The sequence below is a fragment of the Planctomonas psychrotolerans genome (genome assembly GCF_008642235.1).
GTDB lineage: Bacteria > Actinomycetota > Actinomycetes > Actinomycetales > Microbacteriaceae > Planctomonas > Planctomonas psychrotolerans.
Genome location: NZ_SJEV01000001.1, coordinates 135644 through 151433 on the forward strand (window position 1 = coordinate 135644; position 15790 = coordinate 151433).

A 15790-nucleotide genomic window follows, 5' to 3' on the forward strand; every position below is an offset into this window, starting at 1 on the left:
CGCAACGCCACCCATCGGGCCGATCATCACTGGAACTCGTGACCACCCGGGCGTCGCGCGAAGTCTGCGACGGCATCGTCGAGGCTGGGGTAGGCGCCGCGGGCCGAGCAGGAATCGAAGCGGGTGACCTCGAATCCACCATCGGTGAGGTCGATGAACCCGAGCAGGCTGATGCCGGGTCTACCATTCAGCCGGCGATCGCCCACGCGCCAGCGCGACGAGGAGATGGGGCGCAATTCGAGGTCATCCGGGCTCGGCGCTGGATGCTGTCGTGCTTCCACGGTCGTCTCACACTTCGGGTTTGTGTCAGGACTGTTCAGTTGTCACGCCCCGGGCAGCCGAGGCACGGTGGTGCGGGTCACGCTCTACTGCGACGACTCTCTCGATCGTTGGCTTTCTGTATGGCGTCGACCAGTTCGTCCTTCGTCATCGACGACCGGCCCGGTACGTCGAGCCGCTGGGCCAGCTCGTACAGGTGCTTCTTCGATGCGTTGGCGTCCACTCCCCCGGCGGTGTCGGCCTTAGGTTCCCCTGCCGCGCGATCATCGGAGGGACCCCGCTGCTCCTTCTGCTCCCAGTGGTCCCCGACCTTCTCGTACGAGTGCTAGAGAGCAGCGAAGGCGGTGCGATGGGCTCGCTCCCCCTCGCCGTAGGACTCGACCGCCGAATCATGGGTCTCGGACCAGATGGCCTGGGCATGACGGGGAGATCGGCGCAGGGTTTCCGGCATTTCCTCGGACGCGGGCACGGGATCTCCTGTTCTCCCCCACGGTAGGAAAAACGTACCGTGCGTCTCCCCTCGCCGGGAGGGGTTGCGGCGAGGGTGCAGCGTCTGGCAGGCGTTCTCCCTGCGCGGGCGAGAGGAGAACGACGGCGGGTTCCCGCAGCACCGCTCAGGCCACCCCGCCGCCGATGCGGGAGGCGAAGTCCCCGTCGAGGGCGAAGGGGTCGCGTACGGAGAGCGAACGCTCCGACCGGGCGACGAGGTCCGCGAACTCGGCACCCGCGCGGTGGATGCGGGCCCCGAGCGCCGCGGTCGCCGACGCTCCACCCCAGTCGCTGGAGGCGGCGAACACCGTGGTCGGCGGAACCACCGCGCGAAGATAGCCGAACAGCGGCCGCAGCCCGTGGTCCAGGGCGAGGGAGTGCCGCTCGGTGCCGCCCGTGGCGCCGACCAGCACGGGCATGCCATCGAGGGCATCCCGGTCGAGAACGTCGAAGAACGACTTGAACAACCCGCTGTAACTGGCCGTGAAGATGGGCGTCACCGCGATGACGCCGTCGGCACCGGTGACCGCGTCGATCGCCGTGGCGAGCTCGGAGTTCGGGAATCCGGTCAGCATCGCGTTGGTGATGTCGTGAGCCAGATCGCGGAGTTCGATCACGGTGATGCGGGTGTCGATCGCGTCGGCGCGGAGGCGCTCCACGGTCGACTCGGTCAATCGGTCCGCGAGCATGCGGCTCGAGGACGGCGCTCCGAGACCCGCGGTGACCACGGCGATGGCGCGGCTACGCACGGGCCTTCTCCGCTCCCTCGACCGTGCGCTCCGGCGAGGTGGCGCGTGCGGCGCGCGCGCGGTCGGCGTGCGTCGGGCCATCCGGAACCTCGGCGGGGCGCAGCCGGTCGAACTCGGCACGCAGCACCGGCACGACCTCCGTGCCGAGGATGTCGAGCTGCTCGAGCACCGTCTTCAGCGGCAGGCCGGCGTGGTCCATCAGGAACAGCTGGCGCTGATAGTCGCCGAATGTGTCACGGAACGACAGGGTGCGGTCGATGACCTCCTGCGGGCTGCCCACGGTGAGCGGGGTCTGCTCGGTGAACTCTTCGAGCGATGGGCCATGCCCGTAAACGGGCGCGTTGTCGAAGTAGGGCCGGAACTCCCGCACGGCGTCCTGCGAGTTCTTGCGCATGAACACCTGGCCGCCGAGTCCGACGTAGGCCTGATCGGCGCGACCGTGACCGTAATGCTCGTACCGCTCGCGGTAGAGCGAGACGAGCCGCCGGAAGTGCTCCTTCGGCCAGAAGATGTTGTTCGCGAAGAACCCGTCGCCGTAGAACGCGGCCTGCTCGGCGATCTGCGGGCTGCGGATGGAGCCGTGCCAGACGAACGGCGGTACGCCGTCGAGCGGTCGCGGGGTCGATTGGAAGCCCTGCAGCGGGGTACGGAAGCGTCCCTCCCAGTCCACGAAGTCCTCCCGCCACAAGCGGTGCAGCAGGTTGTAGTTCTCGATCGCGAGGTCGATGCCGTTGCGGATGTCCTTGCCGAACCACGGGTAGACGGGTCCGGTGTTGCCCCGCCCCATCATGAGGTCGACGCGCCCCTCGGCCACGTGTTGCAGCATCGCGTAGTCCTCGGCGATCTTCACCGGGTCGTTGGTGGTGATCAGCGTGGTGGACGTGGAGAGGATAATCCGCTCCGTGCGGCCCGCGATGTAGCCGAGCAGGGTGGTGGGCGACGAGGGCACGAACGGCGGATTGTGGTGCTCACCGGTGGCGAAGACGTCGAGCCCGACCTCCTCGGCCTTCTGAGCGATGGTGAGCATCGCCATGATGCGCTCGTGCTCCGTGGGCGCGACGCCGGTGGTGGGGTCGACGGTGACGTCCCCGACCGTGAAGATTCCGAACTGCATGGTACCTCTCCTTATCTATGCAATTGCATACAGATGAGGGAACGGCGAAGCCATCCGTTTCATTCCGTGCTGAGCGGATTCCGTGCTGAGCGGATTCCGTGCTGAGCGGATTCCGTGCGATGCGGATGCCGTGCGATGCGGATGCCGTGCGATGCGGATGCCGTGTTAACCGGACTCCGTGCGATGCGGATTCCGCGCGAAGCGGATCCGTTCCGCGAGCCGGGCGCGAAGGTCGACGGCGCCGGAGTAGCCCATGGCGGACGGGCCGTTCGGGCCGTGCCGGACGAGCCTCGGAAGAAGGGAGCGCCGCACCACCATGGCACCGGCGTGCGTACCGGAGTGCACGACCACGAGCGGTTCGGCGAGTGCGGAGTCGGGCACGACCACGACCTCGGCGCCGAATCGGACGCCCAGGGACCGCTCGAAGGCCCGCGCCGTCGCAATGAGCGCCGCCAGGGGTGTTTCGCCGAGGTCGTCGTCTGCACCCGCCAGCTCGCCGCGCACCAGCCGCACCGCGCATCCCCAGTCGGCGGAGCGCAGGGCGAACAGCCCCGCGGGTCCCAGTACGACGTGGTCGAGGGTCCCGCCCGAGCGGCCGGCGAGAACGTCGTTCCAGATGGTGAAGGCCATGCCGAGGCCGGAGACGAGGTCGGCCGTCGCCTCCTCGGCGAGTGCGTGCGCGAGCACCAGCCGCGCCTCCCGCGAGGCGGTGCGCACCACCGCGACCGCATACGGATCGGCGACGGGGGACGAACCCGCCGTCACGAGCGCCACGTACCGCGCCCGGGTACGGGCACCCGGCGCGCCGAAGGATCGTGCGCGGAGGGTTCCGCTTCGGCGGGCCGGGTCGCGTGCGGGGTGCACGTCCTCGCCGGGTCGGCCCCGGTCGTAGGCGGCCCGCGAAAGAGGATCCCCGACGAGTTCCCACGCGGCCTGCACCGCATGGAAGCGAACCGCGGAACCTCCGGTGTCCGGATGGGTGTCGCGGAGCAGCCGCCGATACGCGCGGCGCAGCTGCTCCGGTTCCGCGGACGGGGCGACGCCGAGCACCTCGTAGGGTGTGGCTGAGGCCGGGCTCTCGGGCATCCGGTCGTTCTACTTCCTCGGGCGGGACGGCGATGGAGCGTGCACCCGAGGATACCGGCGCGGTGCGGTGGACCGGTTCAGTCGGTCGGCTCAGGCTGGGCCTGCGGCGCCGCCGGATTGCGCGGTTCGGGCGCGGAGGGAACGGACTGCGCGAGGGCACGTCCTGCGGCCTCCCCCACGGCCCGGCCGTTCACCACATCCGCGATGTCGATGCCGACGAGGTCCCGCACGATCTGCGTGGAGGTGGCCAGCTGACCGGCGACGCTCTGGCCCACCCGGTCGGCGCCGTTCCCGTCGTTCGAGATCACGGTCATGTTCGCGATCGCCGACAGCGGCTCGGAGGCCGCTCGCACGATCTCGGGCAGCTGGGCGATGACCTGCGAGCGCAGCAGGTCGTCGGCCCGCTCGTTGAGCGCCTCCGCCTGGGCGCGGCTGGACTCGGCAGCGGCGGCGCCCTTCACGCGGATCGAGTTCGCCTCCGCCTCGCCCTCCGCCTGGAGTGCTGCGGCGGCCGAGATGCGCCGGTTCTTCTCGGCGACACCTTCGGCCTCGAGCGCCTCGGCGGCCGCCTTGCGCCGGTCGCGGTCGGAGTTGGCGGATGCCACGTTGGCGGCGGCGGACGCTTGCGCACGCTTCTCGAGTGCGTACGCCTCGGCGTCGGCGACGGCACGGATCTCGGCGTCGAGCTCCTGCTTGCGCAAACCGACGCGCTTCCCGGCGGTCACCTCCTGCTGCGAGATGACCTCCTGCTGCGAGATCGCCTCGGCCAGCGGACGGGATGCCGCGGCCTCCGCCCGCGCACGGTCGGTCTCCTTCTGGATCTCGGCGTTCCGCAGATCGAGCTTGCGCTGCTGCTCGGCGACGGCCTGATCGGCCGCTATCCGCGCCTCCTCCGACGCCTGCCGCGACACCGACTCGGCGATCTCCGCCACCTGCTTCACGCGGGCCGCCTCCGCGCGGCCCAGGTCGCGGATGTAGCCGTTGTCGTCGTCGATCTCCTTGATCTGCAGCGTGTCGATCTGCAAGCCCTGCACGTCAAGCGATTCGCGCACCGCCTCGAGCACCTGGCCCTGCAGTGCGGAACGGTTCGTGATGATCTCGGTGACCGTGAGCTGGCCCACGATCGAGCGCACCGAGCCGCTCAGCACCTCCTCGGTGGAGGACTCGATCTGGTCCTGCTGGTTGAGGAACCGCTGGGCGGCGGCTCGCACCATCGACTCCGACCCGCCCACCTTCACCACGGCCACCGCGTTGACCTTGATGGTGATGGCGTCGCGCGTCTGCGCCGTCGCCTGCACGTTGAGCTGACGGCTGCGCAGGCTCAGCTTGAAGTGCGCCTCGACTACGGGCTTGACGAAGACCCGCGATCCGAAGACGACCCGCTGGCCCGCGTTCTCGGTCTCGACGTCGCCCGGCCGGAGCGTCTTCTGCCGCGAGGTGACGATGATGGCCTCGTCCGGCTTCGCGACCTTGATCCCCCGGAGCAGCACGATGAGGGCGATGAAGACGATCAGGGCGAGGAGGCCGAGCAGTGCGGCGCCGACGGGTTCGAGAGGGGGCATGAGGTGTCCTCCGTACGGGTCCCTGGCCCGGTCGGGATGACGGGCGGCACCGGAGCACTATTCGGCAGCCGGGGAACACGACACAGTATGTCGGACGGCGGCGCTCCGAGTCATCCCTCGATTCGCGTGCCGCGGGTGCGTCCGGGCAGGGGGAGGACGTCGATCCGGACACCCACGGCGCGCGGCCTGCGGAATTCCGCGGATCGGGTCGACGCGACGGGGGCGTCGGTCGATCAGAGTTGGGGCGCCGCCACCCGGTCGCGCTCGCACACGAGCGTGCCGTCTTCCACACGGAGCTCGGCGACCTGGATGGAGGATCGGCGGCTGCGGACGGTGGGGTGCTCGGAGCCCACGCGATCCGGGTGGGTGAAGTAGAAGATCCACGCGCGTTCGCCCGAGACGACCACGTCGGCATGCAGACCGGGTCCCACGTCGTCGGCACGCGTGTTCGGCACCCCGTGCTCGCCGGCCAGGATGAGCCCCTGTTCGGTCCACTTCTCGAGGTCGGTCGACCTGGTCACGAGCTGCCCCGCCCAGGTGTCGACGATGAGCCAGAAGAAGCCGCCGAGCTCGAACACGTTCGGCCCCTCGTGACCGCCCGGGGTGCGGAGCACCTCCGCACGGTCGGTCCACTCGTAGAGGTCGTCGCTGTCGGCAGCCCAGGTGATCGAGCCGTTCAGCTGGTCTTTGTACCACATGCGGAATCCGCCGTCGGGACGGCGGATGACGCACGCGTCGATGACGAAGTCGGAGTGCAGCGCGAGGGGGCCGACGTGGGTCCAGTCGAGTAGGTCGGAACTCGTGTAGTGATGAATCTTCATCTCGGCGGGCGGTCCGCCGACCGGGATGCCACGGATGTAGCTCACGTACATGTGGAAGACGCCCTCGTGCTCGAAGATCTCCGGCGCCCAGTACGTGCCGCGCCCCCACTCGAACGCGAGGTTCTCGAGGATGCCGCGATACTGCCAGGTCGCGCCGCCGTCGTCGGACGATGCCACGCCGAGGTCACTGCCGAAGAGCCAGTAGATTCCTTTCTCGATCGTGTTCGTGGTCGGCCGGTTGGTGTAGACCATCCACCACGCATCCTCGTGCGGGTTGTAGATCACCGTGGGATCGGCGGCTCCGTCGAAGATGGGGTCGCGGAAGAGCGGTGCGGCGGCGTCGGGCATGGTGCTCCAAGGGGGTGGGGGTCAGGATGCGGAGCCGAGCCTATCGACGGAGTCGACCTCGGCGTCGCTCAGGTCGATGCGGGCACCGGCGGCGTTGGCGACGATCCGGTCCCGCTGCGCCGACTTCGGGATGACCACGAAGCCGTGGTGCACGTGCCACGCGACGATGATCTGGGCGGGCGTGGCGTCGTGCGCCTCAGCGATGCCGACGAGCGTGGGGTCGGCGAGGTTGCTCGCCTTGAAGGGGCTGTAGCCTTCCAGCACCACACCCCGTTCGGCCAGTCCGGCGGCGAAGGCAGGATCGTGCAGTGCCGGTCCCCAGCGCACCTGGTTCACTGCGGGAGTCACGCCGGTGGCGGATGTCAGCTCGTCGATCTGGGAGAGCGAGTAGTTGCTCACGCCGATGGCGGTGGCGAGTCCGTCGCGCTGGGCCGCGATGAACTGCTCCCACACCTCGGGTGCCGCCTGTCCGTTCGGCGGCCAGTGCACGAGCCAGAGGTCGACGAAGTCGAGCCCGAGCTTGGTGAGACTCTCCTCGATGGTGCGCCGCTCCCGACCCGCGTTCTCCGCGGGCAGCTTGGTGGTGACGAACACCGACTCCCGGGGCAGCGCCGCGTCGGCGAGCGCCCGTCCGATGCCCGCCTCGTTGCGGTACATGGTGGCCGTGTCGATGTGCCGGTAGCCCGACTCGAGGGAGAACCCGACCGCGTCGGGCGCATCCGCGTCGGAGATCTGCCAGGTGCCGAATCCGAGGAGGGGCATGGGCGCGGATCCGGCACCGAGCGCGACAGCGGGTTGACCGTAGTTCTCGTTCGTCGTCATCCCCCAGTTCTACCCCGGCGTTGCGCGGCGTGTTCCGGCGCCGACGTCCCAGCGCCGTCGCGCGGTCGCGGGTGCGGCGGCGGGTGCGGGTGCGGCAGTTCGACTTGTTCCTCGGTTGCGGGATGCGCATAGTGGGGGGATGAGGCTGGGATATTCGGCGAGGTCGGTGCGCGAGGCCGAGCTGCCCCATCTCGCAGCCGGTGAACCGCTGATGCGAATGGCATCGGCGGCGCTCGCCGCCGAGCTGCGTTCCCTGATGGCCGCTCGGGATGTCGCACGCAATGCGGACACTGTCGGGCCTCGGGTTCTCCTCCTCGTCGGCACGGGGAACAACGGCGGTGACGCCCTGTTCGCGGGCGCGGAGCTCGCCGCCGAGGGCATCGATGTCGCTCTCGTCCTCATGGGTAACCGCGCGCACGAGGAGGGCCTCGCGGCGGCGCTGCGTGCGGGTGCTCGAGTGGTCGACCCGGATGCGGGCGGCGTGGCGGCGCTCGCCGAGGGTGCGGCCGTGATCGTCGACGGCATCCTCGGTACCGGGACGAGCGCGGATCCGGCGCTCCGGGGAACCGCGCGGGAGCTCGTCGCGGCGATCCTGCCGGTGCTCGATCGCGAGCCTCGGCCGAGAGTCGTGGCGGTGGACATCCCGAGCGGCATCGACCCCGACGACGGCCGCGTGCCCGATCCCGTGGTGCTGCCCGCCGACCTGACCGTGACCTTCGGCGGCATCAAAGCGGGATTGTTGCTGCCGCCCGCGTCGCATCTCGCGGGAGACGTGCAGCTGGTCGACATCGGCCTGGGGCCGGAGCTCGCCGCGGTGGAGCCGCTGGTCCGCCTCCCCGACTAGCCGCCCCCGCGCCCACGCTGCACGGTCCCTGAGCCCGTCGGAGGGACGCAACGGATCCCACGTCGCTTCGACAGGCTCAGCGACCGCAACCCCACGATCCGCGCCCGCTACGTCCACACGGTCCCTGAGCCCGTCGAAGGGACGCAACCCACCCCACGTCGCTTCGACAGGCTCAGCGACCGAAAAACGCGAACCGCGCCCGCACGGTCCCTGAGCTCGCCGGAGGGACGCAACGGATCCCACGTCGCTTCGACAGGCTCAGCGACCGGAACCCCACCCGCCGCAACCGCAGCCAAAGCGCCCATACGGTCCCTGAGCCCGTCGAAGGGACGCACCGCACCCTACGTCGCTTCGACAGGCTCAGCGACCGCAACCCCACGATCCGCGCCCGCTACGTCCACACGGTCCCTGAGCCCGTCGAAGGGACGCAACCCACCCCACGTCGCTTCGACAGGCTCAGCGAGCAGGGGGCGGAATAGACACCGGGCGGATCGGCTTGGGGCAAGAACGACCGCATCCACTCACGATCGTCGGGCAGGACGCCCGGCACGAACCTCCGGAGGATCGCCATGACCGACAACGCCACAGACACCACCCCCATCGCCCACGCCTCGGGCACTTTCGACCTCGGCGGGGACCTCCCCGTGCACCGCCTCGGTTACGGCACCATGCAGCTCACCGGCCCGGGCGTGTGGGGCGACCCGAAGGACCCCGAGGAGGCCGTTCGCGTTCTCCGCCGAGCCGTCGAGATGGGCGTCACCTTCTTCGACACCGCGGACTCCTACGGCCCCGTCGTCGCGGAGCAGCTCCTCCGCACCGCGCTGCACCCCTACGCCGACGACCTCGTGATCGCCACGAAGGCCGGCCTCACCCGGTCGGGCCCCGGCGACTGGCGACCGGTCGGCCGCCCCGAGTACCTGCGCCAGCAGGCCGAGATGAGCCTCCGCAACCTGGGTCTCGAGCGCATCGACCTCTTCCAGCTGCACCGGATCGACGCGCAGGTGCCCCTCGAGGATCAGGTCGGCGAGCTCAAGCTGCTCCAGGACGAGGGCAAGATCCGCCACATCGGCCTGAGCGAGGTCGATATCGCGGAGGTCGAGGCCGCGTCGAAGGTCGCCACCATCGTGTCGGTGCAGAACCTTTTCAACCTCACCGACCGCAGCGCCGAGCCGCTCCTCGACTACGCCACCGAGAACGGCATCGCCTTCATCCCGTGGTTCCCGCTCGCCACCGGCAAGCTCGCCAACGCCGGCGGACCGCTCGACGCCCTCGCCGTGGAGCACGACGCGTCGCCATCGCAGCTCGCCCTGGCCTGGCTGCTGCGCCGTTCGCCGGTCATGCTGCCCATCCCGGGCACGTCGACGGTCGCGCACCTCGAGGACAACGTGCGCGCCGCATCGATCGAGCTCACCGACGACGAGTTCGCCGCACTCAGCGCGGCGGCATGACCTCCGGCCGGCGAGGCTTCCCGTCGGCGTCCGCCGCATATCGTGCGACGAACGCCCGCAGGAGCCTCGCCGGCTGGGTCACCCGTGCGGCCCGCACCGATGCGACGAGCGCGTCCATCTCGTCTTCGGCGAAGTAGCCGTACCCGCGGTAGACCCGGATGCGGGTGAGGATGCCGTCGACCGTGAGCTCCGGATGGAACTGGGTCGCGTACACGTTCTCGCCGACGCGGAACGCCTGCACCGGACAGGTCGCGCTCGACGCGAGCAGCACCGCACCGGAAGGTAGCACCGAGCACGCCTCCTTGTGTCCGACGAACGCGTCGAACTCGGGATCCATCCCGACGAACAGCGGATCGGCCGCGCCGCCGGTCGTGAGGCGCACCCGCACCGGTCCGATCGGTTCGGTGTAGGTGCGGTCGACGACACCGCCCAGGTGGGTGCCGAGTAGTCCGATGCCGTAGCACGCCCCGAGGAACGGGTAGTCGTGCTCGATCACCCGGTCGAGCAGTGCCGCGAGTTCGCCCTCCACGCGGCGCTGCACGTCGCTCTTCACCGCGTCGTCGTCGCTCGCGTTGAACGGACTGCCGCCCACGATCACGCCGGAGAAGTCGTCGAGCCGGATCTCCGGCAGCGGCCCGGCCTCCAGTCGCACCCGAACCAGGTCGCTCGTGTCGAGCTCGGCTCCCTCGAGGAACGCCGCGTACTCGCCGTCCGCCGCCTCGTCCTCGGCTCGTGTCGCGAGCAGGAGGAAAGGTTTCATGGTGCGGCCGCGCGTTCCGCCTCATCGAGCCGGCGCTCCAGCTCGTCGGCCGTCATCGACCCGGCGCCCGCGCCGGCGACCGCGGCCTCCCGGGCGAGGCGGGCGACCATCGCGTTGAGCGGCGCCCGACCACCGTTACTCCGGGCGAGGTAGGCGATCTCCCCGTTGAGGTAGTCCGTCTCGATCGTGCCGGACCCCCGCGCCATCGACTGCCACGACGATCCGCCGAGCTCCGTCGGCGTACCGGGGACCGGGCGGTTGTCGAACACGTCACCGCGGAGGGCGGCCTCCTCGTCGGGGCTCGCCCACTCGATGCCGGCGGATCGGTACACCTCTTCCGCCTCGGTGCGCAGCCGGTCCGCGATCGTGGACAGGGACGGGCTCCGGGCGCCGAGGAGCGCCTGCAGGGCGTTGCCCAGATTGCTGAGCAACTTGGCGTACTTCCACCGCATCACATCGTCCATGGTGTGCACGACGAAGCTCGCGGCGGTCCAGTCGGCGGTCACGGTGGCGAGGAGCTCGCGATCCGCAGGCGACGCCACGCCCGGACCCGCATACCGCCCGATCAGGAACATGCCGCTCGTCGGAGCGATGCGCAGGATGACCTCGCCCGGCTCGAGATGCACGGCGGGCAACCACACGCACACCCCGAAGACGCGCTCGAAGTATCGGAGGGCCATCCGCTCGCTCGCCACCCCGTTCAGCGCGAGCAGGATCGGCAGGCGTTCGCCCGCGGTGCCGACAACCGTCGCTCCCGGGTCGGCCGCGGATTCTCCCGCGAGCACGGGCCGGTCCACCCAGTCGCGCAGTGCGGCCTCGGCCTGGTGCGTCTTGGTGGTGAGCACCAACACGTCGTCGTCCCGCAGCGTCACCTCCTGCGGCGTCTGCGCCACGACCACCGGAATGGTGATGTCCTCGTCGGGGGTCCGCAGTCGCAGACCGGACGTCGAGAGCGCGCGGCCGTGATCCCCGCGGGCGACGAGTACGGGCGGATGCGCCCCGCCGGCCCCGGCGAGTCGCGCGCCAAGCGCTCCGCCGATCGCCCCGGAGCCGATGATCACGTATCGCATTCGACCACCCTGCCACGACCGGACTCCTCCGGCATCGGTCAGGTGTGGAGCCGGTACGACCATCCGTCCTCTCGGCTGCTCTCGACCGGAGCGGTGGAGGGCGGCGGGGACGCCGGACCGGGGAAGGCGATGCGTCGCAGCACGAACCAAGCGGCCGCGGCGAGGGCGACTCCGGCCAGCACCGCCACCCACGCGGCGGCGACCCCGGCACCGGAGAGCCAGGCTCCGGCCAGGGCGAGCACCTGCGCGAAGGCCTGGATCGCGCCGAACCGCAGCGCCGGGCGACGGAGTGCGCGCACCTCGACCCGCGCCGACCAGCTCAGCCCGCCCACGAAGCGTCCGAGTACCGCGAAGAGGTGAACACCGAACAGCAGGGCGAATGCCGAAGGTTGGGCGGGATCGGTCGTCGCGAGGGTGAGGCCGACGCCCCAGGAGAGCACCAGCACGGCCTGCAGCACGGGGAGGGGCCGGATCAGGACCGCGGCGAGCACGACCGCGGTGAGGGTCCACTGCGTGGCGTTCAACGCGACCACCGCGGTGCAGCCCACGCCGACCACGACGAGGAACGCCCGGAGCACCCAGGCGGGGACCGCCCGGCCGATTCCCACCTCCACCCGCGGGCGGGGCCGCTCGAGCCGGAGCGCGCGCATCAGGCGCGCCCACCGGGCGTGCATCGCGGCACCGACACCCGCACCGGCACGGGTGCGGGTGCCGGTGATGGCGCTCATCGCCGCGCCCTCGAGCGGGCGAAGGCGGCGAGGGTGACCGCGGCGTCGGCGCGCCCTCCGCGGTGTCCGTCTCCGTGCGCACTCGTGCCGTCCGATGCCGCGTGCGGCCGGTCGACACCGTGCCGCGCACCGCCGGAACGCGCATCCGGCTCCCAGCGCACCACCTCGACGGCGCCGCGCTCCAACTCGCGCAGCCGGTCCACCCGTTCGAGCCGCACGATCTCGTAGGCGATGCGCTCGTGCGGCTCGAGGTCGACGGTGTCGGCCCTCGGCAGCACGTCCACCGCCACGACGCGATGCCCGGAGTGCCGCCAGATCGCCGCCATCCGCGCCGCCTCATCGTCGAGGAACGTGGAGAAGATCACGACGAGGGCCCCCGACGGCACGTGCGGCGGCCGCACCCGGCGCGCGGGGCTGCCGTCGTCCGGCGCCGAGAGCACCAGGCGTTGCACGAGCCGGTGCAGGTGGCGCCGTCCGGCGGCGGGTGCGACCGGCGCCCGGGTGCGGCCGAGGTCGTCCATGCCCACGCGGTCGCCGGCATCGAGGTAGTGGCGGGCCAGCGATGCCGCGGCCTCGCGCGCGATGTCGAGCGACGTCGCCTCGTCCTGGCGCACGGGCGTCATGTCACCCCAACTGGCCACCGCCGGACCCACCTCGTCGCGCGAGTCGATGACGAGCATCACCGTCGCGTCCGCCGTGGCAAACGTGCGACGCACGTAGAGGTTGGTGAGCCGCCCGGGCATGCCGCCCACGCCCTGCCCGGCGCGGCGGGCCGTGACCCGCCAGTCGATGCGCCGCAGCCGGTCGCCGGGGGTGAAGAGGTTCACGTCGTGCAGGTCGCCACCATCGCCCGCGCGCCGCGAACCGTGCGCGCCGGTGAGGCCCTGCAGGCGGAAGGGCAACGGCAGTTCGCTGAGCGGCCGCAGGCGTGGCAGCAGCGTCACCGCGGCCGGTGGCACCGACCGGAGCGCGCCTCGGGCGACCTCGTCGGGGCCGGACGGAACGTAGTCCACGGGGAACACGGTGAGTCGACCGGTGCGCACCGTCGAGATGGCGAGCCGGATGCGGCGCGGCTGGTCGACGGCGACCAGCGCTTCGGCGGGTCGGTGCCCCGGCGCCTGCACGCGCAACCGAATCGTGGGCACTCCCGGCGCCGGGGAGAGCTCGAGGATGCTCGCCACCTCCCCCACGCGCGCCGACTGCTCGGGCCGGTGCAGCTCGGCCGTCACCGATCCCGCCGGGCTGCGGAGCCAGCCCCACAGCACGCCGAGCACGAGCGGCACGCCGAGCACGGCGACATCCGGCCGCCCGACGAGCGTGCCGAACACGACCAGCACGCCGCCGGCCGCGGCACCGACGGTCGCCGCCTCGGTGAGGCGCCAGGTCATCGCGCCGTCGCGGCAACGGCGGCGGGTCCGGCCACCTCGCTGAGCAGTCCCTGCACGACGGCGGCCGGTTGCACACCGCTCGTCCACGCCTGCGGGGTGAGGGTGAGGCGGTGAGCGAGGGCGCTCACGGCGATCCCCTTCACGTCCTCGGGAGTCACGTAGTCGCGGCCCGACAGCACGGCCAGCGCGCGGGCGACGAGCACCAGCGCCTGGGAGCCGCGGGGCGACGCGCCCACCTCGACGGCGGGATGGCTGCGGGTGCTGGCCGCGATGTCGACGCAGTACCGCACGATGTCCGGGTCCACGTCGACCGCCTCCACCCCGGCCTGCATGGCGAGCACCGTGGCGGCGTCGACGACCGCCGCCACGTTCGCCTCCTCGGTGCGGCGCGCGAGTCGGCGTGCGAGCACGTCGGTCTCGGCGTCGGCATCCGGGTAGCCGACGGAGAGCCGAACGATGAATCGGTCGAGCTGCGCCTCGGGCAACGGATAGGTGCCCTCGTACTCGACCGGATTCGACGTCGCCATCACGTGGAAGGGACGCTCCAGCTGGTAGCTGGTGCCCTCCACCGTCACCTGGCGCTCGGCCATGGCCTCCAGCAGCGCCGACTGGGTCTTCGGCGCGGTGCGGTTGATCTCATCGGCCAGCAGGATGCCGGTGAACACCGGGCCGGGCCGGAACACGAACCGCGACTCGAGCGGGTCGTACACGTACGAGCCGGTGATGTCGGCGGGCAGCAGGTCGGGTGTGCACTGCAGGCGGCGGAAGTCGAGGCCGAGCGCGGTGGCGAGCGACCGCGCCGCGAGGGTCTTGCCGAGCCCCGGGACGTCCTCGAAAAGCACGTGGCCGCCCGCCAGCACCGCGGCAAGGGCCACCCGCAGCGCGGACCGCATGCCGACCACGGCGGTACCGACCTCGGCGAGCACGAGGTCGCTCAGGCGGGCGACTTCCGAAACGGGCAGGGGCGAAGGGGTCATGACGACCTTTCGGCTAGAGGCGCGGCCCGCGGCGACCTGCCGGGGTCGGGTGTCGCGTCGAGGTGGTCGAGCGCGCGTACGACGGCGAGCAGAGCATCCGCCGTGGTGATCGATGGCGTGCTGAGCACGCGGTAGGCGACGCGACCCAGGGCGTCCTCGGCCGCGTCCTGATCGGCCGGATCGTCGAGATCGATGCCGCGAAGCGCGAGGCGGTGCGCGGCGATGTCGTGCAGCCTGCTTCCCGCCGAGGCGCTCACTCCCCGCGTTCCGGTGGACATCGACCAGGAGAGGCGGGAGATCTCCCGCCGTGCGCCCTTGCGCAGCGTGACGGCGCTCACCGACCAGGCCGCATCCCGGATGGGGTCGAACAGGGGGATCAGCGCACCGATGGTGGCGATGGTCGCGGCGATGAGCAGCGCGAGCACCAGGCTGAGGCCGAGCGCGTAGGCCAGACCGCCGACGCCGACGGCGAGCAAAGCGGTGCGGATCGCAATCGTCTTCGGGGTGAGCGTTTCGCCGTTCATGACGGGTCCCCATTGGACGGCTGGGCGGGGGCGGCGGGGTGCGCGACGGCGGCGGGCGCGGCTGCGGGCGCCGCGGCGGGCGCGTGCCAGCTCGCGGCGATCCGACCCAGGCAGTCGGACGCGCGTTCCACCTCCACCGCCGTGACCGGATGCGTGCTGAACCGGGCGAGCTCGTAGAGCGACAGCAGTTCGGCCGTCGCGTCGGGCGCCGCCCGGGTGGCGGTGAGCATGGCGACCGTGAATTCGGTGGGGGTGGCCGCGGGATGCCGGGCCACACCCGACTCGGCCGCCGCCTCCTCGAGGGAGAGCCAGGCGGAGACGACGGCGTCGGTCGGGTCGGCGATGTCCCGCAACGACACCCGGGCCGCCTCCACGCCGCGCAGCAGCACCGGGATGTCGGGGAGCACGTCGGCGGAGTCCACGATGCCGGCTCCCCGGGGTGCGTCCGCCTCGGGCAGAGGCTGCCGGTACCGCAACCAGAACCGCCACAGCAGGAACGCGAGTGCGCTCAGTGCCACCACGGTGAGCACGGCGAGAACCCAGCTCAGGTCGAGGGGCGTGGCCTCGGATGCCGGCGGCAGGAGTGGACCGTTGGCTCCCTCCTCAGCGGGTTGGGGCTGCGCGGTGGGCGTCGGTGGGGGCGGGAACGCGAAGTCGTAGTCGCGCGGCTCGATCACCCACGGGCCCCGCAGCGCGGCTCCGACGACGGCCAGGGTCAGCAGGGCTCCGGCGCCCGCGAGAACGGCGAACGATGCCCCCTGCTTCCGCACGCCACCACTCC

16 protein-coding genes and 1 pseudogene are annotated in these 15790 nt (G+C 71.3%); 2 read left to right on the plus strand and 15 right to left on the minus strand.

The genetic code is table 11. From position 1 onward, the window contains the following. Positions 1-26: 26 nt before the first annotated feature. The 8 genes and pseudogenes from EY822_RS00570 to EY822_RS00605 form a co-directional block, all read right to left on the minus strand. Positions 27-236: a hypothetical protein gene (locus tag EY822_RS00570; protein ID WP_150306492.1), complete on the minus strand. Its 210-nt coding sequence runs from the start codon at positions 234-236 to the stop codon at positions 27-29. Between the two features lie 122 nt (positions 237-358). After that, positions 359-730 (minus strand): annotated as a pseudogene (locus tag EY822_RS00575) (ChaB family protein). A 163-nt stretch (positions 731-893) separates the two neighbouring features. Beyond that, complete coding sequence (locus EY822_RS00580) at positions 894-1517, minus strand: FMN reductase (RefSeq protein WP_227496901.1); 624 nt, start codon at positions 1515-1517, stop codon at positions 894-896. Further along, positions 1510-2631 carry an LLM class flavin-dependent oxidoreductase gene (locus EY822_RS00585; protein ID WP_150306494.1) on the minus strand — a complete coding sequence of 374 codons (1122 nt, stop codon included), beginning with the start codon at positions 2629-2631 and terminating at the stop codon, positions 1510-1512. The genes EY822_RS00580 and EY822_RS00585 overlap by 8 nt, the downstream gene beginning before the upstream one ends. Positions 2632-2796: 165 nt before the next feature. Then, positions 2797-3717, minus strand: a complete 921-nt coding sequence (locus EY822_RS00590) for a J domain-containing protein (RefSeq protein WP_150306495.1) — start codon at positions 3715-3717, stop codon at positions 2797-2799. Between the two features lie 77 nt (positions 3718-3794). Continuing rightward, complete coding sequence (locus EY822_RS00595) at positions 3795-5279, minus strand: SPFH domain-containing protein (protein WP_150306496.1); 1485 nt, start codon at positions 5277-5279, stop codon at positions 3795-3797. A 233-nt stretch (positions 5280-5512) separates the two neighbouring features. After that, a complete protein-coding gene (locus tag EY822_RS00600; RefSeq protein ID WP_150306497.1) occupies positions 5513-6448 on the minus strand; it encodes a glycoside hydrolase family protein in 936 nt (311 codons plus the stop codon). Between the two features lie 21 nt (positions 6449-6469). Then, the gene (locus EY822_RS00605; protein ID WP_227496902.1) at positions 6470-7270 is read right to left on the minus strand and encodes an aldo/keto reductase; all 801 of its coding nucleotides are present in this window, start codon (positions 7268-7270) and stop codon (positions 6470-6472) included. A gap of 139 nt (positions 7271-7409) precedes the next feature. Here EY822_RS00605 and EY822_RS00610 point away from each other — a divergent pair, with 139 nt between their 5' ends. Both EY822_RS00610 and EY822_RS00615 read left to right on the plus strand, forming a co-directional pair. Further along, positions 7410-8114, plus strand: coding sequence for an NAD(P)H-hydrate epimerase (locus tag EY822_RS00610; protein ID WP_150306498.1), 705 nt, complete (start codon positions 7410-7412; stop codon positions 8112-8114). Between the two features lie 569 nt (positions 8115-8683). After that, entirely contained in the window at positions 8684-9562 is an 879-nt protein-coding gene (locus EY822_RS00615; protein WP_150306499.1) for an aldo/keto reductase, read from the plus strand. On the opposite strand, the gene EY822_RS00620 is transcribed toward EY822_RS00615, so the two are convergent. From EY822_RS00620 to EY822_RS00650, 7 genes are read right to left on the minus strand one after another with little or no spacing between them, the layout of a single operon-like run. Continuing rightward, the gene (locus EY822_RS00620) at positions 9546-10322 is read right to left on the minus strand and encodes a glutamine amidotransferase (protein WP_150306500.1); all 777 of its coding nucleotides are present in this window, start codon (positions 10320-10322) and stop codon (positions 9546-9548) included. The genes EY822_RS00615 and EY822_RS00620 overlap by 17 nt on opposite strands. Beyond that, positions 10319-11392, minus strand: coding sequence for a ketopantoate reductase family protein (locus EY822_RS00625; RefSeq protein ID WP_150306501.1), 1074 nt, complete (start codon positions 11390-11392; stop codon positions 10319-10321). The genes EY822_RS00620 and EY822_RS00625 overlap by 4 nt, the downstream gene beginning before the upstream one ends. A 38-nt stretch (positions 11393-11430) precedes the next feature. Beyond that, positions 11431-12120, minus strand: coding sequence for a hypothetical protein (locus EY822_RS00630; protein ID WP_150306502.1), 690 nt, complete (start codon positions 12118-12120; stop codon positions 11431-11433). Then, a complete protein-coding gene (locus tag EY822_RS00635; protein ID WP_150306503.1) occupies positions 12117-13508 on the minus strand; it encodes a DUF58 domain-containing protein in 1392 nt (463 codons plus the stop codon). The genes EY822_RS00630 and EY822_RS00635 overlap by 4 nt, the downstream gene beginning before the upstream one ends. Then, on the minus strand, positions 13505-14485 hold the full coding sequence (locus EY822_RS00640) for an AAA family ATPase (protein ID WP_150306504.1): 981 nt from the start codon (positions 14483-14485) through the stop codon (positions 13505-13507). Before EY822_RS00640 ends, EY822_RS00635 begins: the two co-directional genes overlap by 4 nt. Next, positions 14482-15009: a hypothetical protein gene (locus EY822_RS00645; protein WP_150306505.1), complete on the minus strand. Its 528-nt coding sequence runs from the start codon at positions 15007-15009 to the stop codon at positions 14482-14484. The genes EY822_RS00640 and EY822_RS00645 overlap by 4 nt, the downstream gene beginning before the upstream one ends. Continuing rightward, positions 15006-15779: a DUF4129 domain-containing protein gene (locus EY822_RS00650; RefSeq protein ID WP_227496903.1), complete on the minus strand. Its 774-nt coding sequence runs from the start codon at positions 15777-15779 to the stop codon at positions 15006-15008. Before EY822_RS00650 ends, EY822_RS00645 begins: the two co-directional genes overlap by 4 nt. Positions 15780-15790 lie beyond the last annotated feature (11 nt).

Coding starts and splice junctions, on each gene's coding strand:
- EY822_RS00585 (WP_150306494.1), bottom strand. CDS start 2,631: ATGCAGTTCGGAATCTTCACGGTCGGGGACGTCACCGTCGACCCCACC.
- EY822_RS00590 (WP_150306495.1), bottom strand. CDS start 3,717: ATGCCCGAGAGCCCGGCCTCAGCCACACCCTACGAGGTGCTCGGCGTC.
- EY822_RS00595 (WP_150306496.1), bottom strand. CDS start 5,279: ATGCCCCCTCTCGAACCCGTCGGCGCCGCACTGCTCGGCCTCCTCGCC.
- EY822_RS00600 (WP_150306497.1), bottom strand. CDS start 6,448: ATGCCCGACGCCGCCGCACCGCTCTTCCGCGACCCCATCTTCGACGGA.
- EY822_RS00605 (WP_227496902.1), bottom strand. CDS start 7,270: ATGACGACGAACGAGAACTACGGTCAACCCGCTGTCGCGCTCGGTGCC.
- EY822_RS00610 (WP_150306498.1), top strand. CDS start 7,410: ATGAGGCTGGGATATTCGGCGAGGTCGGTGCGCGAGGCCGAGCTGCCC.
- EY822_RS00615 (WP_150306499.1), top strand. CDS start 8,684: ATGACCGACAACGCCACAGACACCACCCCCATCGCCCACGCCTCGGGC.
- EY822_RS00620 (WP_150306500.1), bottom strand. CDS start 10,322: ATGAAACCTTTCCTCCTGCTCGCGACACGAGCCGAGGACGAGGCGGCG.
- EY822_RS00625 (WP_150306501.1), bottom strand. CDS start 11,392: ATGCGATACGTGATCATCGGCTCCGGGGCGATCGGCGGAGCGCTTGGC.
- EY822_RS00630 (WP_150306502.1), bottom strand. CDS start 12,120: ATGAGCGCCATCACCGGCACCCGCACCCGTGCCGGTGCGGGTGTCGGT.
- EY822_RS00635 (WP_150306503.1), bottom strand. CDS start 13,508: ATGACCTGGCGCCTCACCGAGGCGGCGACCGTCGGTGCCGCGGCCGGC.
- EY822_RS00640 (WP_150306504.1), bottom strand. CDS start 14,485: ATGACCCCTTCGCCCCTGCCCGTTTCGGAAGTCGCCCGCCTGAGCGAC.
- EY822_RS00645 (WP_150306505.1), bottom strand. CDS start 15,009: ATGAACGGCGAAACGCTCACCCCGAAGACGATTGCGATCCGCACCGCT.